The organism is Methanimicrococcus hacksteinii (assembly GCF_032714515.1).
Classification (GTDB): Archaea; Halobacteriota; Methanosarcinia; order Methanosarcinales; family Methanosarcinaceae; genus Methanimicrococcus; species Methanimicrococcus hacksteinii.
This window is the reverse complement of record NZ_JAWDKC010000013.1, coordinates 72,975-97,856: the sequence shown is the minus strand read 5'-3', so window position 1 is coordinate 97,856 and position 24,882 is coordinate 72,975. Positions and strand designations below refer to the sequence as shown.

The 24,882-nt window shown below is 44.0% G+C and carries 17 protein-coding genes and 4 pseudogenes; 6 read left to right on the top strand and 15 right to left on the bottom strand.

The features are described from left to right. Positions 1-524: 524 nt before the first annotated feature. The 3 genes from MmiAt1_RS04250 to MmiAt1_RS04240 all read left to right on the top strand — a co-directional run bounded on the left by MmiAt1_RS04250 (position 525) and on the right by MmiAt1_RS04240 (position 2,049). Positions 525-1,013: a helix-turn-helix transcriptional regulator gene (locus MmiAt1_RS04250; protein WP_318785658.1), complete on the top strand. Its 489-nt coding sequence runs from the start codon at positions 525-527 to the stop codon at positions 1,011-1,013. A 6-nt stretch (positions 1,014-1,019) separates the two neighbouring features. Further along, complete coding sequence (locus tag MmiAt1_RS04245) at positions 1,020-1,331, top strand: transcriptional regulator FilR1 domain-containing protein (RefSeq protein WP_318785657.1); 312 nt, start codon at positions 1,020-1,022, stop codon at positions 1,329-1,331. A 322-nt stretch (positions 1,332-1,653) separates the two neighbouring features. Continuing rightward, positions 1,654-2,049: a hypothetical protein gene (locus MmiAt1_RS04240; RefSeq protein ID WP_318785656.1), complete on the top strand. Its 396-nt coding sequence runs from the start codon at positions 1,654-1,656 to the stop codon at positions 2,047-2,049. Between the two features lie 97 nt (positions 2,050-2,146). On the opposite strand, the gene MmiAt1_RS04235 is transcribed toward MmiAt1_RS04240, so the two are convergent. From MmiAt1_RS04235 to MmiAt1_RS04180, 12 genes and pseudogenes are all read right to left on the bottom strand, one after another. Further along, positions 2,147-4,243: a hydantoinase/oxoprolinase family protein gene (locus MmiAt1_RS04235; RefSeq protein ID WP_318785655.1), complete on the bottom strand. Its 2,097-nt coding sequence runs from the start codon at positions 4,241-4,243 to the stop codon at positions 2,147-2,149. Positions 4,244-4,984: 741 nt separating this feature from the next. After that, the gene (locus MmiAt1_RS04230) at positions 4,985-5,635 is read right to left on the bottom strand and encodes a corrinoid protein (RefSeq protein WP_318785654.1); all 651 of its coding nucleotides are present in this window, start codon (positions 5,633-5,635) and stop codon (positions 4,985-4,987) included. A 32-nt stretch (positions 5,636-5,667) separates the two neighbouring features. Beyond that, positions 5,668-7,155: pseudogene (gene mttB, locus MmiAt1_RS04225) on the bottom strand ([trimethylamine--corrinoid protein] Co-methyltransferase). Positions 7,156-7,691: 536 nt separating this feature from the next. Beyond that, positions 7,692-9,098 (bottom strand): annotated as a pseudogene (gene mtbB / locus MmiAt1_RS04220) ([dimethylamine--corrinoid protein] Co-methyltransferase). A 25-nt stretch (positions 9,099-9,123) separates the two neighbouring features. Next, entirely contained in the window at positions 9,124-9,756 is a 633-nt protein-coding gene (locus MmiAt1_RS04215; protein WP_318785653.1) for a B12-binding domain-containing protein, read from the bottom strand. 666 nt (positions 9,757-10,422) lie between these two features. Beyond that, entirely contained in the window at positions 10,423-11,073 is a 651-nt protein-coding gene (locus tag MmiAt1_RS04210) for a corrinoid protein (RefSeq protein WP_318785652.1), read from the bottom strand. Positions 11,074-11,200: 127 nt separating this feature from the next. Further along, a pseudogene (mttB, locus tag MmiAt1_RS04205) lies at positions 11,201-12,688 on the bottom strand ([trimethylamine--corrinoid protein] Co-methyltransferase). Positions 12,689-13,072: 384 nt separating this feature from the next. Then, positions 13,073-14,479, bottom strand: a pseudogene (mtbB, locus tag MmiAt1_RS04200) ([dimethylamine--corrinoid protein] Co-methyltransferase). Between the two features lie 32 nt (positions 14,480-14,511). After that, positions 14,512-15,144: a B12-binding domain-containing protein gene (locus MmiAt1_RS04195; RefSeq protein WP_318785651.1), complete on the bottom strand. Its 633-nt coding sequence runs from the start codon at positions 15,142-15,144 to the stop codon at positions 14,512-14,514. A gap of 1,234 nt (positions 15,145-16,378) precedes the next feature. Next, the gene (locus MmiAt1_RS04190; protein ID WP_318785650.1) at positions 16,379-17,116 is read right to left on the bottom strand and encodes a DNA polymerase sliding clamp; all 738 of its coding nucleotides are present in this window, start codon (positions 17,114-17,116) and stop codon (positions 16,379-16,381) included. 213 nt (positions 17,117-17,329) lie between these two features. Beyond that, a complete protein-coding gene (locus tag MmiAt1_RS04185; RefSeq protein ID WP_318785649.1) occupies positions 17,330-17,641 on the bottom strand; it encodes a transcription factor S in 312 nt (103 codons plus the stop codon). A gap of 309 nt (positions 17,642-17,950) precedes the next feature. Continuing rightward, complete coding sequence (locus tag MmiAt1_RS04180) at positions 17,951-19,384, bottom strand: tripartite tricarboxylate transporter permease (RefSeq protein ID WP_318785648.1); 1,434 nt, start codon at positions 19,382-19,384, stop codon at positions 17,951-17,953. A gap of 123 nt (positions 19,385-19,507) precedes the next feature. On the opposite strand from MmiAt1_RS04180, the gene MmiAt1_RS04175 reads away from it, so the two are divergent. Then, complete coding sequence (locus MmiAt1_RS04175) at positions 19,508-20,458, top strand: TIGR00269 family protein (protein WP_318785647.1); 951 nt, start codon at positions 19,508-19,510, stop codon at positions 20,456-20,458. Between the two features lie 139 nt (positions 20,459-20,597). Here the strand turns inward: MmiAt1_RS04175 and MmiAt1_RS04170 are convergent, their stop codons facing one another. From MmiAt1_RS04170 to MmiAt1_RS04160, 3 genes are all read right to left on the bottom strand, one after another. Then, entirely contained in the window at positions 20,598-20,732 is a 135-nt protein-coding gene (locus MmiAt1_RS04170; protein WP_318785646.1) for a hypothetical protein, read from the bottom strand. Positions 20,733-20,822: 90 nt separating this feature from the next. Further along, the gene (locus MmiAt1_RS04165) at positions 20,823-21,134 is read right to left on the bottom strand and encodes a hypothetical protein (protein ID WP_318785645.1); all 312 of its coding nucleotides are present in this window, start codon (positions 21,132-21,134) and stop codon (positions 20,823-20,825) included. Then, entirely contained in the window at positions 21,109-22,167 is a 1,059-nt protein-coding gene (locus MmiAt1_RS04160; RefSeq protein WP_318785644.1) for a hypothetical protein, read from the bottom strand. The genes MmiAt1_RS04165 and MmiAt1_RS04160 overlap by 26 nt, the downstream gene beginning before the upstream one ends. A gap of 519 nt (positions 22,168-22,686) precedes the next feature. On the opposite strand from MmiAt1_RS04160, the gene aspS reads away from it, so the two are divergent. Further along, positions 22,687-24,027: an aspartate--tRNA(Asn) ligase gene (gene aspS, locus MmiAt1_RS04155; protein WP_318785643.1), complete on the top strand. Its 1,341-nt coding sequence runs from the start codon at positions 22,687-22,689 to the stop codon at positions 24,025-24,027. 19 nt (positions 24,028-24,046) lie between these two features. Beyond that, complete coding sequence (gene rpiA / locus MmiAt1_RS04150; protein WP_318785642.1) at positions 24,047-24,745, top strand: ribose-5-phosphate isomerase RpiA; 699 nt, start codon at positions 24,047-24,049, stop codon at positions 24,743-24,745. Positions 24,746-24,882: the final 137 nt, after the last annotated feature.

The window sequence follows — 24,882 nt, the reverse complement described above, 5'->3', positions numbered from 1 at the left end:
CAAAAAATTTGAATTCGGGAAGTTTTTTGAAAGAAATTGATTCCGACGTTATTTTGAAAGGATCCGCTTCAATAATTTATGCATAACATCTTCCTGTTAATAAAGCTTTAGATTTATATAGTTAAAAACGCATCTAAACTTACGAATCAAAATTTTATTTCATTTGAATTACAGAAATAAAACTGTCGGCAGCGGCAAAAACGGAGGGGAATCGGCTGCCGCCGATTTTCAGCAAAATAGGATGAAAATCGGATTCAAAAAGAAATCAAATCGTAAACTGAGACGACAGGTACAGGAGATATTCATAATCAATATTTATGACGAATAATTTCCGGACGGCTGATTTTTCACGCCGCCCGAAGACACGGCTGACAGCCGGTAAATAATTATTCGGCATTTCAATCTTTATGGACATTTTATGGACATATTTTCGATGAACTCAGTTGCCGTTTGAAAAAACGATGCAAAAGAGATATGGCATTAATAGTTTCGATTCGACGGAAAACTCGGGACGGCGGTAGTGTTTGAACAAATCAACTGTTGCATTAACTTTGAATGATATTGTATGTTTATCTGAGAAGAGAAGAGCAATTCTTCTGTATCTCGGAAAGAAAGGGCATACGATTGATGAACTCACGGAAAAAATGAATATGACAGCGCATTCATTAGCTCCGCAGCTGAAAACTTTAAGAGACGAGGAGATTGTTGTTTTAAAAGACGGGATTTACGAACTGACGGACATCGGCCAGGTTCTTGTTAAAAATATGTATCCGCTTTTTGAAACGATTGACATTCTTGAAAAAGACAACAGATTCTGGTTCACCCGGAATTTGTCGGTGATTCCGGCGGATTTGATGGAGCGCATCCGCGACATCGGCAGCTACAGACTTTTGGAATACGACATCAGCGAATATATGTTCGATGTGCCTGTCGAATTCAGCGACAATTTCAAAAAATCCAAGCATGCGATGTGTCTTTTGTCGGTTTATCATCCGGTGTACACCGAGATGTAGTTTGAAATGGCTGAGTCCGGCAAAGAAATGACGGTGATCGTCACGCCTAAAGTTTATGACAGGCTGGTTGAGGATCATGAAAAGCGTCTCAACGAAATTATTCAGAAAGAAAATGTCACGGTCATGAAAATCAACGACAAAGGCGGCATTATTTTCCCGTCCATGACGATTACGGATGTTTTCACTTACATTTATTTCTTCAACACCGACGGCGTTTACGACAATAAAATCATTGTCAGCCTGGATGACGCGACAAAATCGTGGGCAAAAGAACTGTACAAATATTACAAGAAACAGTCAGCGGTTTTGGAACAATAATCAGGCAAATTCAAAAAAGATACATAATCGGGAGATTAATTCCCGTCTTTTTTCATTTTTAATTCCTGTTAATTTTTATTTTTAATTCCTGTTAATTTTCATTTCATATGATTTTTAGATTCGTTTTTAAAATTCATTCAAACCGAAACATCTGTTTTTTTAAAGTTATAGAAACCCGAACGCCCCTTTTTACATATTAAATGGATTGAAGAGGGCGTTCGGGTTTGACAAAAAATAAAAAATGATGTTTCCGTTTTTAAAAAGAGAATTAAACCCCAAAAACCGCCCCTCCAATCCGAGTTTTACGAGCGCAGCGCGTAAAATGAGGATTGGAGATTCGTCCCAAAGAAGTCAATTAAAACAAAGCAGCCGTATTAGATTCTGTCTGTTTGCTGCCGCAGCTGTCAGTTATTGCCTGTTTGCTGCCGTTGTTGTCAGTTATTGTCTGTTTGCTGCCGTTGCTGTCAGTACTGCCTGTTTGCTGCAGTCTGCATCCATACACATCTGCTCTTTTTCATCACATCCGCTCGCTACGCGAGCGTGGGCACAGATTACCTACAGGTTTCTGTTTGCACTGCTACCGACAGGTTTCTGTTTGCACTGCTACCTTACCGATTCCGTTTGCACTGCTGTCGCAGATTCTGTAAATACAGTTGCCGACTTGCCGGCCTGTCTGCTGCGCCGTCCGCGCGCGAGCTGCACCGATTCAAAAAAATAACAAAAACGTACCGCGTTTTTTCAAATAATCAAGAAATGAAAAAATGAAAAAAAGAAAAAGGAAATGTAAAGAAAAGAAAAACGAATCTGAAAATAAATCAGAAAACGTTTTTTGCAAATCCTTCGAAAACGAATTTCGTCATAAACGGCAATGCGCCTTTTGAAATTGAAACGTCTTCTTCAAACATTTTGAAATCGACTTTTTCGGGGGGAACGGACTCTTTTTCCATGTATTCCATAATCATTTGCTTTCCGAGAGCGCGGGCAAATTCCAGCGCTTCTTCGCGTTTAACAAAAGCGCGGCGGCCGCCGGGGAAGTAAACCAAAAAGCCGCTGGTCTTGACAACATAATGGGATTCGCTTTGAATGGTCCGGACCGAAATGTCAATGCGTTTTGCGATTTTTCCGACAAGCGCGCCGACGGCGTTTCCGACTTCAAAGTGATCGGGCGTTAGGATCTCGGCGTCTAAGAGGTCCCCGAGATCATCGGCAAAAGCCTTGACGGGACCGCCGATTAAGACGACGGGAATATTCAATTTGTATTTCAGAAGCGGTTTTTTGAAAGACAAAACCATTTTGACGGACTCCCGAAACGGTTTTGAAGACGGCAGATTCGGATCGATTGCGGCTTCAAACTGAGATCTTGCGGAAAAAACATCCGAACGGGACGTGACGACAATGTTTTCCGAATTGTCGGCCAGTCCTTTTTCCGCCAGGAAATAAACCAGTTCCTGCGCCATTTTAGAAGCAAACGACTGCTTCAGATACCTGCACAATTCCGTGTGGTCCGTGTCCAAAAAAGAAGCCGTGATGCGGGCGGCCAAAACAGCCGCTTCCGTGTCAAATTCATTGTAATCGCCCAAAACGTGCAACACATCCGTCGGCGTAAACCCGATCATGTTCACCAGTTTCTTGGAAACCAAAGATTTCAGAATATCCGCCGGCACGTAAGACAAGTCCCACATAATGTCGTTCATTGAAACCGGCACATCGTCTTTGATTTTGTTGTAAATTTTCTGCTCGTCCGCCGTTAATCCTTCCGCGGGATTGCCGCTTCGGATGTAAAACCGGACCGGCTGAACAAACTCGCTGAAACGGTAGCGGTCCGCAAACCAGCGCTCTTTTAGGCTGTCCAAAAGAGACGGATAAATCGAAGCGGCGCGGCAGAACGGAATAATACGGCGCGGCCCGAACTTAATTTTATCCTGAACGGTGGAGTCGGAAAGCGAATGATGACGAATCCAAATTTGACTGTCACCGCCGAGCGCCGTTGTTTCCATCCGAATCGCGCGCACTTTTGTCCGCCATCCGCCGACAACAGCCCCGGCATCGGAAATGTCCGGGAAACCGTTTTCGACCATGGAAACATCCGAACTCGTGCCGCCGACATCAATCATCAGACACGTGTCCCGTCCGGACAAAAAGGAAGCACCCAAAAGACTGGCGGCAGGACCCGAGAAAATGGATTCGACCGGCTTTTCCATAGCTTCTTCGATGCCTGAAACCGCGCCGTTGCATTTGAGAATTTTAATATCCGCCTTCAATCCGCGGCGCTGAATTTCAGAAACAACCGCGTTGACAAAGCGGTGCGTCACCGGCAGAAGCATCGCATTCAAATAAGCCGTCACACCGCGCTCGTAAGTGCCGAGAGACTGCGCCAATTCATGGCCGCAGACAACCGGATAAGCCGGTTTTTCCCCGTCGGCCGTCAATTTCTGAATCAATTCTTTTGCCGAAAGTTCGTGTTCCGGATTTCGAATGCTGAAATAAGAAGAAACCGCAAACGCCGAAACTTTATCTTTAACCGAAAAGACATATTCTTCAATGGCTTTCGTATCCAGCGGTGCCGTTTCGGTACCGTCGTGATCATGTCCGCCGGAAACAATAACATAATTTTGAACCGCCTTTTGATCATCAAAATTCAAAAGTTTGGAATCCCCGATTAAAATCAAAGCCGCCGCTTCGCCGGTGTTTTCAAGAACAGTATTCGTCGAAAGAGTCGTTGAAACCGAAACCGTCGACACATTTTCGAGCAGATCCGCGGGCATTTTATCCAGCACATGCCGAATGCCTCCGATCGGATCCGGATAAGTCGTCAGCGATTTCGCCGACTGAAGAACAATTTTAGATTCATTATCAACGATAACGGCATCAGTATAAGTTCCGCCTGTATCGATTCCCAAAGATAATTTCATTCTTTAATCTCCCTGTATGGAATAAATATTCCCGTATGCAATTAATATCCTTGTATGCGCCGAATTCATAAAAGAATTCGTGCGGGATGAAATCCTAAAATTTTGCCGAGCCAGATTATAATTGGCGGCGGACAAAATTCATCCGTATCAAACATTACAAATATTACTATTGCAAATAGTTACTATTATATAATTTTTGCAAATACAACATTTACAGAAATTACAAAGTTTACAAGTTTAATTTATAATTAAAATTTACAAATCAAATTTCACAAATTTAAAATTTATAAATCAAAGTTTTACAAATTTAAGATTTACAAATCAAATTTTTACAAACTTAAAATTTACAACCAAATTTACAATTTAGGTTTACAAATCTAAACTAAAGTTCTTACAAATTCCGGTTAAAATTTATAAATTCAGCATTTACAGAAACCGTCATATCATATGAACAATTAAATAAAAATTTAAACGATATAAATTGCAAAGATTTATAAGAACCTGCACCAATGTGTGCACGTTTTTGGTAACCCCGAAAATAAAAAAAAAGGAAAAGGAAAAGCCGTTTATTCGGCCGTCCTTTTCCGACACGGGGGTTGTTGTATATCGTGTCGGCTGATTTGTTGCAGTTCGAATCGGAACAAACAGTGACAGTGATTATACAAAATATTAAAAACGAGTGGGACGGAGTGTGTGTGGAATTTTTCTGCGCCGCCCCTCCCGCTTCTAATCGTGAGTTATTTAGGCACCGGTTGCAGCTTTGACTTTTGCAACAGCGTCGGTTGCGCTTTCGCCGTAGATGTCTGCGCCGATCTTGTCAGCCCAGTCCTGCGTGCACGGTGCACCGCCGACCATCGTTTTAACGGAGTCGCGGACGCCTGCTTCTTTGAGCTGTTCTTCAATCTGGATCTGGTTGACCATTGTTGTTGTCATCAAAGCGGAGGAACCGACGATAACCGGCTTGTTTTCTTTGACGGATTCAACGAACTTTGCGATCGGGACGTCACGGCCGAGGTCGATAACGTCGTAGCCGGCAATGCCGAGCATGGAGACGACGATGTCTTTTCCGATGGAGTGGATGTCGCCTTCGATTGTGCCGATAACGACTTTACCTTTGCTGGTTGTTTCAGCTTTTGTCTTTTCCATTTCCGGTTTCAAGATTTTGATGCCTGCGTTCATTGCTTCGGATGCTGCTAAAACGTGGGGGAGGAAGAGTGTGCCTGCTTCAAACTGAACACCGACATCGCCCATTGCATCTGTGTATGCCTGGATGATTTCGACAGGGTTGACGCCTGCTTTGAGACCTTCCTGTGCTGCTTCTTCGGCCATTTCGCCGTCGAATTCCATAATTGCTTCTTTTGCCATTGCAATAACTTCGTCTTTACTTGCCATAATTAAACCTCTGTATATTTTGTTTAATGAATTCAGATTTTGAATTCTTTGTCTGCTTTGTCAACAATTGCTTTCATTGCTGCAAGGATGTCTTTGTCGATTGCCGGAACTTCGTGGTTCTTCATGACATCAACATACACGTCGTGTGCTCTGTCGGCTGCGTCTTTTGCGCCTGCTGCTGCCCAGTCGCCGAACATCTTTCTGTCGAAGAGTTTCGGGGAGGACGGGAGGTCAACGAGTTCTCTTGTCTTTTTGAGTGCAAGGAAGTTGTTGCCGATACCGACTTTCTTGATCTGGTCGACACCGAGGGTTTCTTCCGTAACCGGGATGCCTTCCATGGCTTTCTTGACCATTGCAATGATGTCGTTGTCGATAACGAGCTGTTCCATGGAGAAAGTCATACCGAGTTCGAGCATACCGGCGCCGTAGATTGTGTTTGCGCCTGCAAGTGCTGCAAGGGTTGTTGTGATGGTCTTTTCGTGGCCGGCCTGTCCGTCCGGAACTTTTGCGTCAGTCTATGCGCCTGCAACGAATGCGGGGAGACCGTAGAATTTAGCGAGCTTGGAGACACCGGCGCTGATAAGGCCGAGTTCGGGGGAGCCGACAGGTGCTGTTCCCATCTTCAAGTCGAATGTTGTGGTGGAGCTGCCGTAGTAGACAGGTGCGCCGGGGTTTGTGATCTGTGCAAGAACGATGCCTGCGAGAACTTCGGCGTTGTGGGTCACAAGTGTGCCTGCAAGGTAGACCGGTGCGGAACCGCCGGACATGGCCATGGAAAGAACGTTAACAGGCATGCCGCGCTGTGCGCCTTTCATGATAACTTGACAGGCGTTGCTGCTGAGTTCGAGCGGGCTGGTCGGGCAGACCAACATGGACATAATCGGCTTTTTGATTGCTTCTTCCTCGTTGCCGCCGTAGAATGCTTTGATGATTTCCCAGTATGTTTCGACGTTTTCGCCGACCGGGTCAATGTCATGGTAGTGTTTCTCGGTGCTTGTTAAAGGTGTGAAGACTTCGTGAACATCCTGTGCGCCTTTTCCGGCCCAGTCTCTTGCGGAAACAGGGAGAGAGAAGTAGTCGATGTTTTCAGCCCAGTCACAAAGTTTTGCAATGTTTGCAATGTCCTGTTCAACGGAGTCGACAGTTTCGTATTTACCGGGCGCGACATAGTTTGTCATCTTAACGCCGGTACCGAAGCAAGTCCAGTGGACTTTGCCGCCGCATTCCTGAACGGTGTTGTATTTTTTGTTTCTGGCCCAAAGCGTGAATCTGGAAGGAGCTGTCTGAAGTGCTCTTCTGACAACAAACTCGGGGATCTTAACAACCTGTGTTGCTTCGTCGACGTCACAGCCGTTTGCTTTGAAAACAGCTCTGGCATTCGCATCGGAAACCTGGATACCGGGGTCCATGAAGACATCCATGGTTGCTTCGTGAATTGCTTTTAATTCGTCTTGGGTAAAGAGTTCGAGCTCGATACCGTTGATTGATTTTGTTGCTGCAAATGCATTACATTTAGACATATTTCTAGCCTCTTGTATTATATTTGTACAGTTAGTTTATGTAAAACACACTGATGCGTGCTTTATAAATGTGAAAGGAGTGTTCGTAAACACATATTAGGGCGAAAGGGAGCAAAATCCGATTCTGGTTGTTTGGTTTTGTATGGTTGTGTGTTGGGTGTGTATGTCAGCCTGCATAATGCCGGCCTAAACTTTTTTTGTCGGGCAGTTTTTGCCGGACAAAAGACAATTTTTGGATTTTTTGGTATTGTTTACCAATTTTTTTGGATTTTACGTTAGACAATTTTTTTGGGATTTGTTCCGTTTTTTTAGACAGCATAAGCTCATCTGTGAATGGAATTTTGCTTCCCGCGCCGATAAGGCAATTTCGCCGAAGTGCGGTTTTGAAGTTTTAAGCTTTTTTTGAAAGGGTCATAAGACTTTGAAATTCAAAATCGGCCACAAACCCGGATACCGTAAATGATTTGCTGAAGGATTGCTTTGAAAACACATACAAAGCAACCCTTTTTATAACGCAAATCAAAAGTCGTTTACAATTACTGTTTCAGTTGGTTTCTGAATGTGTCACAGCAGTTGATCTTGATGTCAAGCGCTTTTTCGATGTTCATCTTAGCAGCGATGCCTTTGGGTGCGCCCGGAACGGATGTAATGACACCGATACCGAGTTCTTCTCTGACATCTCTCATTGCGTATTCGTCTGCTAAGTCGAATGTGTCGACGCCGACTTTCTTTGCGACGTATTCTTTGGCTTCCTTGATTCTCATGCTCTTGGAGAGTTCCATACGGGCAACGAGGTCGCCGCCTGCGCGAAGACCGGTCATACCGGATGCCATGATGTGGGCGATCGGCATACCGAGCGGGTCACCGACACCGATCTAGAGACCGTCGACATTGGTCATTTCGACCATTGCTTTGCTTGCGCGTGTGACAGCGTCAATCGGAGGTGTTTCAAGCATCGGGATACCGCCGACACCCATACCCATGTCAACATGGAGCGGAATTGTTGCGACTTTAGAACATTCTTTAATGAATGTAATAGCGCGTGCAAGATTCCACGGGAATGTGCGGCTTGTGTTTGTGTTCACGACAGGACCGAAGATGCTTGCGCCTGCTTTCTCAGCGAGTTTAACCTGCTGGTGCGGCCAAAGGCCTGCAAGGATCTGACCGTCGAATTCGAGCATGCCGTGCATACCAATGATGCTTTCTCCGGCCATACCGACTTCGATGTACATGTCGGGGAATTCTTCGCGGAGTGCTTTCACGGCGTTAAGGGTGCCGTATGCATCTGCGTCGCCTGCTGCGCCGGTTGTGTCTAAGTTGACACCGTCTGCGCCGGATGCCATTAACTTCTGCATGATCCAGACAATGTCGCGGGTCAAGTGTTCTGCAGAGTGTTCCATGGAAGCGAAGGCTTCGTCGAGCTTGAAGGCTTTGAGCAAGTCTCCGGGGTTCTCGAACGGACCGTCAGGGGTGTAGTAGAGACCCATGTTCGGCATTGCACCGTAGAACAACGGAACAATCATGTTCTGCTGAGCGACTTCCATCATTTGGCATTCGTTGGAAACGATGGGCTTGACGGGTTTGTAACTGTAGTCGATGTGACCGAGTTCCATTGTGTCAGCGCCGAAGGCGCGTTCGTGCATCATCATACCGACAAGGCGGCTGGACGGAATACCGACACCGCTGTTGCCCTGGTCACCGTCAAGACGGATGGTACCGATGTCGTGTGTGACAGGGACTTCCATACCGTATTCGACAGCAACGGATTTACCGGGCATTGTACAGATTTCAATGATCTTGTCGATTTCGTCAGCAGAGAGGTCGGGGACTAAGCCGTAGTCAACTGCGTTTGCGGCGCCGGCAATTGCTTCTTCCTTGATCTGATCTTTGGTCAAGAAAATGCGTTTACCGTCACCCATTCTTAAAACATATTCTGTTGCCATGTTTAACCACCATTCAATTTTTTAATTACAACAGAAGTGATTTTGCTTTGTCAACTGCTTCAGGAGCGTTTTCTGCGTAGCAGTCTGCACCGATCTTTTCTGCCCATGCGTTGGTTGCCGGAGCACCGCCGACCATGACTTTAACATTGTCTCTTAAGCCGTTGGCTTTGAGGAGCTCAATGACGTCTTTCTGGCCGTTGAGTGTGGTTGTCATCAAAGCGGACAAGCCGACCATGTCAGCATTGTATTCTTTAACTGCTTCAATGAATTTTGCGATCGGGACATCTCTGCCGAGGTCGTGGACTTCAAAGCCTGCGGACTGGAGCATTGTTGAGACGATGGATTTACCGATGTCGTGAACGTCGCCTTCAACAGTACCGTTGATGATGACTTTCTTGACGGTTGCGCCTGCTTCGCCCATGTCGAGTGTGTCAACAGCGGCCTGCATGCCGTTTGCTGCCATCATAACGTGGGGAAGGAAGAGTTTTCCTCTTTCGAACTGGTCGCCGACTTCGGTCATACCGGCTGCGAGACCGTCAATGATTTCGACGCCGGGCATGCCCTCGTCAACTGCTTTCTTTGTAGCTGCCATGATAACATCTGCTTTGCAGGTGACCATTGCATCGGATAATTCTTTTAAAATAGCTGCTTTATCCATTGTATTTTACCTCCGTAAATAACTCAATTGTTCAAAATTCTGATTTTTTCCATCAAAATTTTTAAAACTCGTTTTTGTCTGAGTCGGGTTTTTCAAAAGACGCAAAATCAATTGCATCCCCCCGTGTACAATTCGAAAAACCTCCAAAAAATTAATTGTACTGGGAATAAGAAGGGCTGAAATATATAAAGACTAATCCATTTCAAGTTTCTATTTTGGGAGATAAATCACATACAGATGGAAATTTTCAAGAGGAAACGCCCATTGCAAAGAGAGTACAAAATTAAAACGGCGTTGTAAGATAAGCCGACCGATTGCGAAAATAAGAAAACGCGCAAAAATGCAAAATAGGCAACAGGTGGCAACTTTTAAATTTTTTGAAACATTGTGCACAAATTTTTGAAGGCCCGAATCAATCAAAATAACAGAGAATATTTTCCGAAAAAAAACCTTTTTGAGCTTTTTTTTCAGGGTTTTTTCAAAGCATTTCAAAGTTTTTTTAAGTTTTTTCAAGGCATTTCAAAGTTTTTTTAAGTTTTTTTCAATAATCAATGACATTTTTCTGCAGGAATCGGAAGGAATTTCCGAACGGACGGCATTCGAAAGAATTCCGTCTCGTTCGGTGTATCCCGAGTCTGTTTTGAGTTATTAAAGATAAAACAGCAATCAGTTTCCTGCAGCGGTTTTGATTTTAGAAACGGCATCGGATGCACTTTCGCCATAGATATCTGCACCGATTTTGTCGGCCCAGTCCTGTGTGCACGGTGCGCCGCCGACCATTGTTTTAACGCCATCGCGGATGCCTGCTTCTTTGAGCTGTTCTTCGATCTGAATCTGGTTAATCATTGTTGTTGTCATCAAAGCGGAAGATCCGACGACGACAGGGTTGTGTTCTTTGACAGCCTCAACAAAAGTTTTGATCGGAACATCACGGCCCAAGTCAATGACATCAAATCCGGCAATGCCGAGCATGGAAACAACGATGTCTTTTCCGATGGAGTGGATGTCGCCTTCGATTGTGCCGACAACAATCTTACCCTTGCTTTCGGTTTGTGCTTTTGATTTCTCCAATTCGGGCTTCAAGATTGCCATTCCTGCGCCCATGGCTTCAGATGCTGCCAAAAGGTGGGGGAGGAAAAGTTTTCCGGCTTCGAATTCAACGCCGATGTCGGCCATTGCCGCTGCGTACGCTTCAATGATCTCAACAGGCGCAACGCCTGCTTTGAGACCTTCCTGTGCTGCTTCTTCGGCCATTTCGCCGTCAAGTTCCATAATCGCTTCTTTTGCCATTGTAATAACTTCGTCTTTGCTTGCCATAATTTAAACCTCTGTATATTTTTAGTATTTATATTGTCTAAATTTTAGTATTACTTGCTAAATTTTAGTTTTATATTGTCTAAATTTTAGTTTATTTCGTATTTATATTGCCTAAAATTTTTAAAATTCAGATTTTGTATTCTTTATCTGCTTTGTCAACGATTGCTTTCATTGCCGCGTAGATGTCTTTGTCAATCGGGGGGACTTCATAATTCTTCATGACATCGACGACAACATCATGTGCTCTGTCAGCCGCGTCTTTTGCGCCTGCTGCTTCCCAGTCGCCGAACATTCTTCTGTCAAAGAGTTTCGGAGAGGACGGGAGGTCAACGAGTTCTCTTGTCTTCTTAAGCGCAAGGAAGTTGTTGCCGATACCGACTTTTTTGATCTGGTCGACACCGAGGGTTTCTTCCGTAACCGGAATGCCTTCCATGGATTTTTTGACCATTGCAATAATGTCGTTGTCGATAACGAGCTGTTCCATCGAGAAAGTCATACCGAGCTCGAGCATACCTGCGCCGTAAATGGTGTTGGAGCCTGCAAGCGCCGCATATAATGTCGTAATTGTTTTCTCGTGGCCTGCTTGTCCGTCAGGGACTTTTGCGTCAGTCTATGCGCCTGCGACATATGCCGGAAGGCCGTAGAATTTAGCGAGCTTGGAGACACCCGCGCTGATAAGGCCGAGTTCGGGGGAGCCGACAGGTGCCGTTCCCATCTTCAAGTCGAATGTGGTGGTGGAGCTGCCGTAGTAGACGGGTGCGCCCGGGCAGGTAATCTGTGCGAGAACGATGCCTGCGAGAACTTCCGCGTTGTGGGTCACGAGCGTGCCTGCAAGGTAAACCGGTGCGGAACCGCCGGACATGGCCATGGAAAGGACATTGATCGGGATGTTGTATCTCGCGCCTTTCATAATCACTTGGCAAGCCTGACCGCTGAGTTCGAGCGGGCTGGTCGGGCAGACCAACATGGACATCAAGGGTTTTCTCATGGCTTCTTGTTCGTCGCCGCCGTACCAGGCTTTGAGAATTTCCCAGTAAATTTCGACGTTTTCGCCGACGGGGTCAATGTCATTGTAGTGTTTTTCCGTGCTGACCAAAGGCGTGAAAACTTCGTGAACGTCCTGTGCGCCTTTGCCGGCCCAGTCTCTTGCGGAAACAGGGAGGGAGAAGTAGTCAATGTTTTCCGCCCAGTCGCAAAGTTTTGCGATGTCGGCGATGTCCTGCTCAACGGAGTCGACAGTTTCGTATTTGCCGGGTGAGACATAGTTTGTCATCTTAACGCCGGTACCGAAGCAAGTCCAGTGGACTTTGCCGCCGCATTCCTGAACGGTGTTGTATTTTTTGTTTCTGCCCCAAAGCGTGAATCTGGAAGGAGCTGTCTGAAGCGCTCTTCTGACAAGAAATTCGGGGATTTTGACAACTTGAGTTTTTTCATCAACGAGACAGCCGTTTTCTTTAAAAACAGCTCTGGCCTCTTCGTCGGAAACCTGAATACCGACATCGGTGAGAACTTCCATTGTTGCGTGGTGGATGGCTTTTAACTCATCTTGAGTAAAAAGTTCAAACCCAATACCGTTGAGTGATTCTGTAGCTGCGAATGCATTACACTTTGCCATAATTTTAACCTCTATAAAACGTTATTAAGCATATGTTAAAACACACAAATTGACGCGTGTTCAAATCAAAAATACCGAAAATCCGGTCCGTTTTTGCTCTTGGATTTCTTCAAGGAATCTGTTTTCTAAGGAACCTGCTTTCCAAGAAACTTGTTTTCTAAGAAACCTGCTTTCCAAGGAATCTGTTTTCACAGATTTTGGTTTTACAGATTTTGGTTTTACAGATTCTGTTTTTAACGAAACACAGGATGAATTTTTTCTATAACCGTTCTCCAAATGACAATTTTTCGGAAGAATTGATACGGATTTGAGAAATTGTTCAAGCCACACAATTCAAACAACTTTTTTTTCAAATCCGAAAATCATTCAATACCATTTCAATAATTACTGCTTCAGTTGATTTCTGAAGAAATCACAGCAATTAATTTGAGTGTCCAGAACTTTTTCGATGTTCATCTTAGCAGCGATGCCTTTGGGCGCGCCCGGAACGGATGTCACGACACCGATGCCGAGTTCTTCTCTGACATCTCTCATTGCGTATTCGTCCGCTAAATCGAAGACATCAACACCGACTTTCTTGGCGACATATTCTTTGGCCTCCTTGATTCTCATGCTCTTGGAAAGCTGCATACGTGCGACAAGGTCGCCGCCTGCGCGAATACCGGTCATACCGGATGCCATGATATGTGAAATCGGCATACCGAGCGGGTCACCGACACCGATCTAAATGCCGTCGACGCCTGCCATCTCAACAATTGCTTTGCTTGCGCGTGTGACAGAGTCAATCGGAGGTGTTTCAAGCATCGGAATGCCGCCGACGCCCATACCCATATCGGCATGAATCGGGATCTTGGAAACTTTGCAGCATTCTTTTGTGAATGTGACCGCACGGGCAAGATTCCACGGGAATGTCTTGCTTGTGTTTGTGTTCACGGCCGGGCCGAAAATGCTGGCGCCTGCCTTGGCTGCAAGTTCGACCTGCTGATGCGGCCAAAGACCTGCAAGAACCGTGCCTTCGAATTCGAGCATGCCGTGCATACCGATCCAGCTTTCGCCGGCGCTGCCGACTTCGATGTACATGTCGGGGAATTCTTCGCGGAGTGCTTTCACGGCGTTAAGAGTGCCGTATGCATCGGCGTCGCCTGCAGCACCTGTTGTGTCCAAGTTGACACCGTCTGCACCGGATGCCATTAATTTTTGCATGATCCAGATAATGTCGCGGGTCAAGTGTTCTGCGGAGTGTTCCATGGAAGCGAAGGCTTCGTCGAGTTTGAAAGCTTTAAGCAAGTCTCCGGGGTTCTCGAACGGACCGTCAGGCGTGTAGTAGAGACCCATGTTCGGCATGGCACCGTAGAACAGCGGAACAATCATGTTCTGCTGAGCGACTTCCATCATTTGGCATTCGTTGGAAACGATGGGCTTGACAGGTTTGTAACTGTAGTCGATGTGACCGAGTTCCATTGTGTCGGCGCCGAAGGCGCGTTCGTGCATCATCATACCGACAAGACGGCTGGACGGAATGCCGACACCGCTGTTGCCCTGGTCACCGTCAAGGCGAATGGTACTGATATCATGAGACATCGGAACTTCCATGCCATATTCAACGGAAACGGATTTGCCGGGCATTGTACAGATTTCAACAATCTTGTCGATTTCGTCGTCAGAAAGTTCAGGAACCGAACCGTAATCGACCGCGTTTCCGGCGCCGGCAATCGCTTCTTCTTTGATCGTTTCTTTAGACATTGAAACGCGCTTGCCGTCACCCATTCTTAAATAGTATTCTGCTGCCATTTTAACCACCTTGAGGTATTCAATTTTAAAAATTACAAAAGAAGTCTTTTCGCTTCGTCAACCGCTTCTGTTGCGTTTTCAGCGTAACAGTCCGCGCCGATTTTTTCAGCCCATGCCGTTGTTGCCGGTGCCCCCCCGACCATGACTTTGATATTGTCTCTCATGCCGTTGGCTTTGAGAAGCTCGATAACGTCTTTCTGCCCGTTGAGCGTTGTCGTCATTAAAGCAGACAATCCGACCATGTCGGCGTTGTATTCCTTAATGGCTTCAATGATTTTGCCGACCGGAACATCCCTGCCGAGGTCATGGACTTCAAAACCTGCGGACTGGAGCATTGTCGAAACAATGGATTTGCCGATGTCGTGAACATCGCCTTCAACGGTTGCGTTGATGATGATTTTTTTGACGGCTGTGCCGGATTCGCCCATGTCGAGCGTGTCAACAGCAGCCTGCATCCCGTTTGCGGCCATCATGACATGGGGAAGAAAAACTTTTCCTCGTTCGAACTGGTCACCGACTTCGGTCATACCGTCTGCGAGACCGTCGATAATTTCGATACCGGAAATGCCTTCATCGACTGCTTTCTTTGTTGCCGCCATAATCACATCCGCTTTACAGGTGACCATTGCTTGTTTTAATTCATCTAAAATATCTTGTTTACCCATTAAACTTACCTCCGTTAGTATTAATTTCTTCAAAATTTTTGATGATTTTTTCAGAATTATTTCCAAATTTGCCGGATTTTTTCCAAAAGATACAAAATCAGATGCATCCCCCACCATACAATTTGAAAAATCCAAGAAAAAATGATTGTACAAATACCTAAAATGAATCGGAATATATATAGCCTAAACCATTTAGACTTTTTTTCACGAAGGAAAAAGAACCAATATCCAATAAGATTCCTGAATGATATATAATTACAAAGACGTTGTAATTTGAACAAAACTAATAGAATTTGTAATGGTGATATATGATTTTCGAATTTGAATCACGAATCGAATTTTTTGATAAAACAGCCGCCCGAATTTTATTTTAAAGAACAGGCCGAGAACCGTGAAAAGAGCGGGTTAAAAACAGACTTGCCTGGATTACGAATAAAAGACAAACAGAAGACATTGCGAAATTCGCCCTGAAGGAAAACGTAATTAATCATGATAAATACAAGATATGCAGTCAAAAAAAAAGAACCCTTGAATCAAATATTTCAAATGATTTTAAAAATTTGAAATAAGAGAAAAAAGAATTGATTTTATTTACATTTGCGAGATGATAAAACACCAAAAATTAAATGAAAAATATCAAATAAATTGAACAGATTGGAGACCGCAATGATAAAGCATACTCTGTTAAATTATTCACCCGATTCTTTGAATATGATTTGGTTAACGAATTTGACAGAATCAACAAATTTGACAGAATCAACAAATTTGACAGAATCAACAAATTTGACAGAATCAACAAATTTGACAGAATCAACAAATTTGACAGAACCAACAATTTGACAGAATCAACAAATTTGACAGAATCAACAAATTTGACAGAACCAACAAATTTGACAGAATCAACAATTAGACAGAATCAACAATTAGACAGAATCAACAAATTTGGCAGGATTAGCGGATTGATTTGCCGGCCGAGATTTTGCAATCCGGACGACAATTAAAAAAATAAAAAGGATAAGTTTTGTTTCAAGCATTAATTTGAAGAAAACAGTAAAAGAAAAATAGCGAAAATAAATTAACAGAGGTAAAGAGCGGAGACAAAGAGCAGAAATATTAATAGAAACAACGGGCCGGAACAAAAATTGGCATTGATTGTAGAAACAGAACGGTAAAATAAAAAATGAAAGCCGTTTGATTTTTCGGCTTTCGGAAAAAAGGAAATAAAAAATGAAAATCAGTCGGATTCGATTCTCGGAGCCAAAAGGAATGTCACATGACAGGTATTCGGCGCAATATCGAATTCGATTAAGATCGGGAAGTCGCATCCGATGGAAAGCGTGACTTCGTTTGCCTTGCCGGCCGACTTGATGATGTCAAGAAGGTAGTCCAAGGAGAATAAAGAGTTGGCTTCGCCGGATTTTAAGTCGATTAACTGATCGGTTCCCATTTCCAAACGGACTTGGTCGGTGTCGCCTTTGGCTTCCATGAAGAAGATGTCACCGGTTACGCCGAGCGTCATGTGGTCGCTGACTTTTTCCGCGGCTTTGACGGCGCGCTTTAAGTCCTGGCCGTTTAAAACGACGCGGGCGGGAAGGTCCAGCTGCGGAACGCGGGGTTCGGAGCGGATGGTGGACGGGTCAAGCAAGGATAAAGTGTAGGACAAACCGCCGAAATTCAAATGAAGCTTTTGTGCGGCCATGTCAAGTTCCAAGTCAACCAATGTCTTTTTCTCGACAATTCCGAGGATATCGTTGAGCTTGACAAGATCAAGGCCGACTTCTGTTTCATCCGCCTGATAGCTTTCAAAGGCACCGGCTTTTAAGTCAAAAATGACCATCGCAACGTTTGCGGCGTCCACGGCTTTGACTGAAATGCCGTCCGGCTGAATTTTTAAGCGGACCTCACTGACGATGACGTTAAGCGCCGTCACGGAATCTCTGAGAAGATCAATATCGATTGAAGCTTTAAGCATAGGAATCACTTTTGTGTTCGTTGAATAATTAAATTATGCAAATAATTAAGATGTAAAAAGATTGACGCAGATGACATGTAAGGACATGTAAGTCGATTTGTCAGATTTTTACTGTTATAACAATTTACAGATATAAATATTTAATATTCCTCAAAAATGCAAACATTTAAACTTGCAAGGATTAACTCGAAGTAACGAATTATTTAAGATTATTTAATCGTATTCACGCCATGTGTAAGCGCATTTTGTACATTTGAAGAAACGGGTTTCGGATTCGTCGGCCGATCTGAGCTGGCGGAGCCACCAGTACGCGACTCTGTTTTTGCATTCGGGACATGTCGCATCTGTTGTCGGGAGCCCTTCTTCGATGTCGCCTTCCAAAACAACGACTTCACGTTCCTGAATATCGGCCTTGAAAGTCATCTCGGATGAATCATTCATTGCGGATGTGCACCCGCATTTCTTACATTTATATTCGCCGCCGGACGGCATCATCATGCTTTTACATTTCGGACAAAATTGCATAGAATCACTTTCTTTTTACATTTCGCTTGTACAAATGTTAAGCAGCAGCGACCACGGATAAACTGTTAAAAAAAGTGATGCACTGCGAATTGCTCAACGACAAACGGTTTTGAAAACAATTTAGATTAAAGAATGTTATTTCATGATTTAACCGTTTCTGTCAGTCTTTTTTTTCAGCGCTCTTAAAAAAACCCCGAAATTTCCCAAAACCCCTTCCTGCATCAAAGTCCGATTCAATCAGTCAAATCAATCAAATCAATCCAATCAATCCAATCAATCCAATCAATCAAATCGATTCAATCAAACGAATTACCGAAGCCCCAAAAAATAAAGCATAACGGGAAAAAGAATCACGCCCATTAAATGCGATTTGTGAACGTGCAGAAGAACCGGTAAAAATCCGATTAAAACGGCGGCAATAAAAATAGCGAACCCGTATGTTCCGCACATCAGAAAGATTAAAACGGACAGAAGCAGAAGCGTCAAAGCCGAAATTTTCCGATAATCGACTTTTTGAAACAAGCGCGGAACAAACTTGCCGGCGCGAATGGTTGAAAAATAAGAAAGAAATGCGCTGAGTATAATAACAATATAGAACAGAAGAAACAATTCAAGCATTTCGCCCGAAAAGGTTCCCGCCGTCAGCGGAAATCCGGCGTTTTCCAAAATATCGCGGACGGAGACGACCGCGCCGTTTCGGGATTTTCCGATTGCAAAGAAGGCCAAGAGTCCGAAAACCGCGTTTGCCGTATTGATTGCAGAAACGATGACAATGTATTCGGCGGCTTGAATGAGTTCATTTTCTTCAGCCGCCGGGATATTTTCGAGCTGATCGGCACCGGCATTTTTATTCTTTTTGAAAAAACCGGCCAGAATCGCCGCAACCGAAGACGAAACGCCGGGGATCCATGAAACGAAAGCGCCTGCGGCGGTCCCGAGAGCAGCGTTTTGAAGAAACAGATTCGACGGAAATTGCATTTCTGTTTTTGAACTTTCATAACTTTCAGATTTTGAAAACAAACTGAGAATTAACTGCGGCACGCCGAACAAACCGCTTAAAAGCGGCATCAGAACGGAAACGGAGGATGCAAAAAGGAACGGATCTAAACCGGATTCGGTTTCAAAAGCAAACAAACCCAGCAGGCCGGCGGTCAAAAAAACAATTGCCGCAAAAAAGATTTTCGGAATTTTCTTTTCGGAAAGAAGAACAACTAAAGATAAAGCAAGAAGAATCCACCCCATGCAGGATTCAAAAATCGGATAAAACATCGATAAAAACCAAATTGTCGGAAGAATCATGAGAACGGAAAAAAGAACGGCTGCCGCACTCCCGAGCGCGGAAAGGCGAACGGCGGGAAGACCGTATCCGGAGATGAGAAGTTTGTGGCCGGGAAGAACCGCAAAGACGGTTTCTTCGCCGGGCGCGCCGAGAAAAATAGCGGGAATAATATTATGAAAAGTGTGTGAGACGGCGCAGGAGAGAATGACGGCGGACAGCAGAATCGGAGAAAACCCGAAAGCATACAGAAATCCTGCGGCGCCTGCCAAAACGGCGGCGATGTTGTTGACGTGAATTCCCGGAATCATGCCGGTCAAAAGACCGAAAAGCCAGCCGGCAAGGATGCAGAAAACAAACCCCGCCGCAGGGTTTGCAAGAAAAATTGAAAACGATTCTGAGAAAAATTCTGAGAAGAACTCTGAGAAGAATTCTGAAAAGGTTTTTGAAAAGATTTCCGGGAACATAAAAAGAGGAAAAACGAAAAGAAATATCAAGCTGCCGAAATTTTCAAAAACATAAAGTTTAAATGAGAAATGTTTCGTTTTTCATTTCATCATCCTTTTTATTTTGACGGACAGGTTTGACTTATGACAACAAAATGCCGAAAATGCAGCACCCCTGCAATCATTTATCAGCCGTATTCCGGCCTTCACTTGTGCAAAAAACATTTCTTTGAAGATGTGGAACGCAAAGCGAAGCTGACGATGCGCCAGCGCTATCCCGTGAAGAAAAATGATGTGATCGCGGTTGCTTTTTCCGGCGGCAAAGACAGCTCTGTCGCACTTCTTTTGATGCACAAAATTTTCGGCGGCCGGCCGGATATCCGGATTGTTGCAATCACAATTGACGAAGGCATTGACGGCTACCGCAATTTTTCAATCGAGCGGACGCGGGAAATGACAGCGCGGCTCGGCATTGAACATATTATCAAGTCTTTCAAAGACGAATACGGAAAATCCATGGACGAGCTTGTCTCCGAAAAGAAAATGGCTGAAAACCGTTACAGCGACGACAAGAAAGAAGTCGGCCCGTGCAGTTACTGCGGTGTTTTGCGCAAAAAGATTCTCAATAAAGTCGCCCGCGACATCGGCGCAACGAAACTTGTGATCGGCCACAATTTGGACGACGAAGCGCAAACCATTATGCTTAACCATTTCCGCGGCGATGTGGAGCGGATGGTTCGCTTTTCAGCCGCAAACGAGCTTGACGGATTTATCGTTCGTGTCAAACCGCTTCGAAAAATTCCGGAAAAAGAAATCGCGCTTTACGCTTATTTGAATGACCTGCCGATGGAATTAACGGCGTGCCCGCATTCGTTCGGAGCACTTCGAAAAGAAGTGCGCCGGCTGCTCAACGGCTTTGAAGTCAACCATCCCGGAACAAAATACTCGTTAGTCCGCGGTTTTGATACAATGGTTCCTTTGATTGCAGAGGCGCTGGATGTTTCAGATATGAAAAACTGTCAGATTTGCGGTGAGCCGTGCAATGACGATGTTTGTCAGGCGTGCAAGATGCTTGAGAAAAAAGCGGTTGAATGAAACAGCGGGCTGTTGAATGAAGCAGCAGACTGCCAATGAAGCAGCAGACCATCGAATGAAACAACAGGCTGTCGAATGAAAAAGCAGACCGCGAATGAAAAAGAATTTTGAATAAAAAAGAATTGGAAGGATTGAGAAATTATTCAATCACAAACAAATAAAGATAAGCCAAACATATGATAATGAAAATGAGAAGAATGTTTTTCATCTTAACGACGTGTAACGCGTGGTCAAATGCCTCTTCGGCGGATTCTTCGATTTGATGCAGGTCCATAATATTGCCTCTTTTTTGTTTTAACTACTTTTTGATTTCATTTAAATGTTACTTTAAAACAGCAAGTTTTGCAAAAGAAGAGGCAGCGCATTAATCATCCAAATATTTCTGCTTATCTTCGATATACTGCGGCATACTTCCGGCATAAAGTGACTTTAATTCGTCTTTACTAATTGTGCATTCAACAACACCTGCAAATTGTTCCGGTTTTAATTTCAATTGCTTGGACATTGCATTAATTAATGAAGAATGATAATCTTGGTTATTATGGCTGGTTTTTGTTTTGACAAAAGTTTTTCCGGCTTCATCGTAATAAATATAATATTTATGATCCCCGTCACGAATTTCCGTGAAACCTTTTTTTGTTAAAGCTCCTTCAATTTTTCGACATTTGTAAGCCATAATTCTCACCCACATATTTTAAAAGTAAGTCTCTTAACACCAATCCGCTGGGGGCTAAACTTTTTTCATCAACGGATACGTATTCAGACCACAAAAAACGAATTTGTTCTTCGATGTCAATTCGTGCTTTTTTCAAATCTTTATGGAATGAAAAAATATCAAAAATGTCGTTTTGCATTATGTATACATCATCTTCAAAACTTAATTCAAAAGGTATCGGTTTTATCACTTTCAAATTTGTTTCAGTTATAAAATCGTTCATTACAAACGTTGAATCCGGTTTAAAATTTTCAATGATATTTTTATTTTCCTCAATGGCTATAAATTGAAACAGATGAGAAAATAAATCCTTTTGATCCCGATCTTTATACAAAAATGATCTTTTTCCTTGCAGCGTATCAATCATTATCCTTTTTTGATCTCCGATGATACGAATAAATCGGCCAAAATATTGATGTTTACCTGATTCATCGACATCCTTTAAACTATATTGAATTCGAGAAATATTTTTTTTCATGTGCCCGTTAAACTTGAATTCATCATAACCTTCCGTTTTCATAGAAAAAGTATAATCAGAATTATCATCCGGCCAGAATTCAATGATGTTATTGACCGCCTTTTTCATCCGTAATGTATCTTCAATGTCATCTAAAAGATCTGTAACATCATCCGCCCCATTATTCAATTTAATTATAATGTCGTTTGCTTTGTTGATTGCCAAATTTTTGATTGAAGGCAACGTATCAATTGTTTGCTGATTATCCAAGATCTGCAAATCTAATTCCGCGCTTCCTTTTCTCAAACCGGTTGTCTCTAATTTAAAATCTTTTTTAATATTCTCGGGGAAACTGCCTGATTGTCTGCTTTTTCCTTCGCTGACATATTCTCCCAATTCATAAATTAAATTTTGATAAAAGATTAAAAAATTCCCGAGAACCGCAGCAGCAGCATAACCGCTCTCATCGCTCAAAGTGATTGTTACTTTTTTGCTTAGAATTTTTGGTTTATCTTTTTGGTTATTACTTCGAGACATTCAAACCCATCCGAGAATATATAATTCGAAAAATGGAAAAAGGAAAAAATGAATTACAATTTCATATAGATGTAAGTTATCGTTTTAATATATAAGATTGTCGTGGCGCTTGCTAGTTTTATTTTCAAGAGATAATATAAAAGGGAAATAAAATCAAATAAATCAAAACAATGCGACGCCGAATTTATTCCTGATCGAAATGGATGTGTTTCTGTTTGAAATCGGCTTTCCGATGACCGCCCGATTAATTATACATTTTGCCGACAGCTGAAAACTGTACGCCACGCGCGAGCCGCCCTGTTTTTGAAATGTTCATTAAAATCGCCACCCCATTTTGGAAAAAATAAATCGAAAAAAAATCCCCTCCGGTTTTTAAAAATTTTAAAATATGAGATTGCCGTTCTCATCCGAAGTTATTATATTACTCAGATGAATAGGATTGACATTATTTGACTGAATTCTAATTCTATTAAATTTTCTGTTAAATTTTATTAATCCGATACATAAAATGTGATTATCATGTCATTAAAAGCACTCAGAACACACTTTACGGGAGAAATTGTTCCCGATGCGGACAACGGCAAAACCGTGACGCTTGCCGGCTGGGTCCACGAAATCAGAGATCTCGGCGGCATCACTTTTCTTGTCCTCCGCGACAGAACGGGCCGCGCCCAAGTCACGCTTGTGAAGAAAAAAATCGATGCCGAACTTTTGGAAATCGTTAAAAGAATGAGCCGCGAATCCGTCGTGACCGTGACCGGAACCGTTAAGGCCGAACCCAAAGCGCCCAACGGCTTTGAACTTCTGCCGGACTCCATCACCGTTGTCAACGAAGCCGGATCTCCGCTTCCGATGGACACGACCGGCAAAGTCGACGCGGAACTTGACACGCGCCTTGACAACCGTTTTATGGATTTGCGCCGCGAAGAGCAGACGGCTGTTTTCATCATCCGCGACACTGTTCAAAAGGCAATCCGCGACTTTTTGGAACAAAACAAATTCGTTGAAACAACGACATCCAAGATTGTGGCGGCCGCAACCGAAGGCGGAACGGATTTGTTCCCGATTAACTATTTTGACCGCGAAGCTTTCCTCAACCAGAGCCCGCAGCTCTTTAAGCAAATGCTGATGTCCGCGGGGCTTGACCGCGTTTATGAGATCGGCCCGATTTTCAGAGCCGAAGAACACGACACAAGAAAACACCTCAACGAAGCCACATCCATTGACATTGAAATGAGTTTTGCCGACCACGAAGATGTGATGGAGCTTTTGGAAAACATGATTGTTTACGTTTACGAACAAGTCGTCGAGAAGTGCCAAAAGAGTATTGACATCCTCGGCATTGAGCTTCACGTTCCGAAACTTCCGTTCAACAAATACACTTACGAGCAGGTTTTGGACATCATCAACAATGAAATCCCCGAAATCGAAGACAAGATGGAATTCGGAGACGACATCGGAACGCAGGCCGAACACCTTTTCGGCGAATATGTGTTTAACAAAACCGGCGAATCCCACTACTTTATTATTGACTGGCCGACGGAGACCAAGCCGTTTTATGCCATGCCCTACGAGGACCGCCCCGAAATTTCAAAGAGTTTCGATATGATGCACCGCATGATGGAGCTTTCTTCCGGCGCTCAGCGTGTTCATCAGCATGATTTGCTGGTCGAACGCATCGAAGCCAAAGGACTCAACCCGGACGGCTTTGAATTCTATTTGAAAACTTTCCGCTACGGCATGCCGCCGCACAGCGGATTCGGCGTCGGCGCAGAGCGTTTGGTGATGACGATGCTGAACTTGGACAACATCCGTGAAGCAGTTTTGTTCCCGAGAGACAGAAAGAGACTCTCCCCCTGATTTTTTGGAGGGATAAGACATGACAGACAGAAACCAGACAAAAGAATCTCCCGAAAAGAAGGCGGCCGGCCTTTACGCCGCGTCTTTGGTCAAAGACGGCGATGCCGTGGGTCTCGGGACCGGATCAACCGTCGCTTATACAATTAAAGAACTCGGCCGCCGCGTCCGCGAAGAAAATCTGAACATCGTCGGCGTTGTGACATCGTATCAGTCCGAAATGATTGCAATCGAGGCCGGTGTTCCGCTGACATCGCTTGCCGAAACGCCGAAACTGGATATCGCCATTGACGGCGCCGATCAGTTTGATTCGAATTTGTTTGCAATCAAAGGCGGCGGTGCCGCGCACACGCGGGAAAAGATTGTTTCCATGTCCGCCGACCGTTTCGTCGTTGTGTCCGACCCCGGCAAGAAATCGGAAATCTTAACCGTTGCCGTTCCGATTGAAGTCATGCCTTTCGGCAGAGAACTCGTCACGAAATCCTTAAAAGATCTCGGCGGCGAACCGGTTCTTCGCGCGGCAGCCAAAAAAGACGGCCCCGTCATTACCGACAACGGCAATTTTGTGATTGACTGCACCTTCGGCGAAATCAAAACCCCCCAAGAATTGGCGGCAAAAATTTCTCAAATTCCCGGCGTCGTCGAGCACGGCATTTTTATGAATGTCGATGAAGTCGTCATCGGAAAAACCGACGGAACAATTGAAATTATCAAACTTTAAAAACGAAAACGAATCAACTCGCGATTGAAAACGGTTTTCCGTATTTCAATCAAATTATTTTTAAAAACGAAACATCATCTTTTTTTATTTTAATCAAAATCGAATCCCGTTTTTTGTTCAAAATACAAACTTGCTTT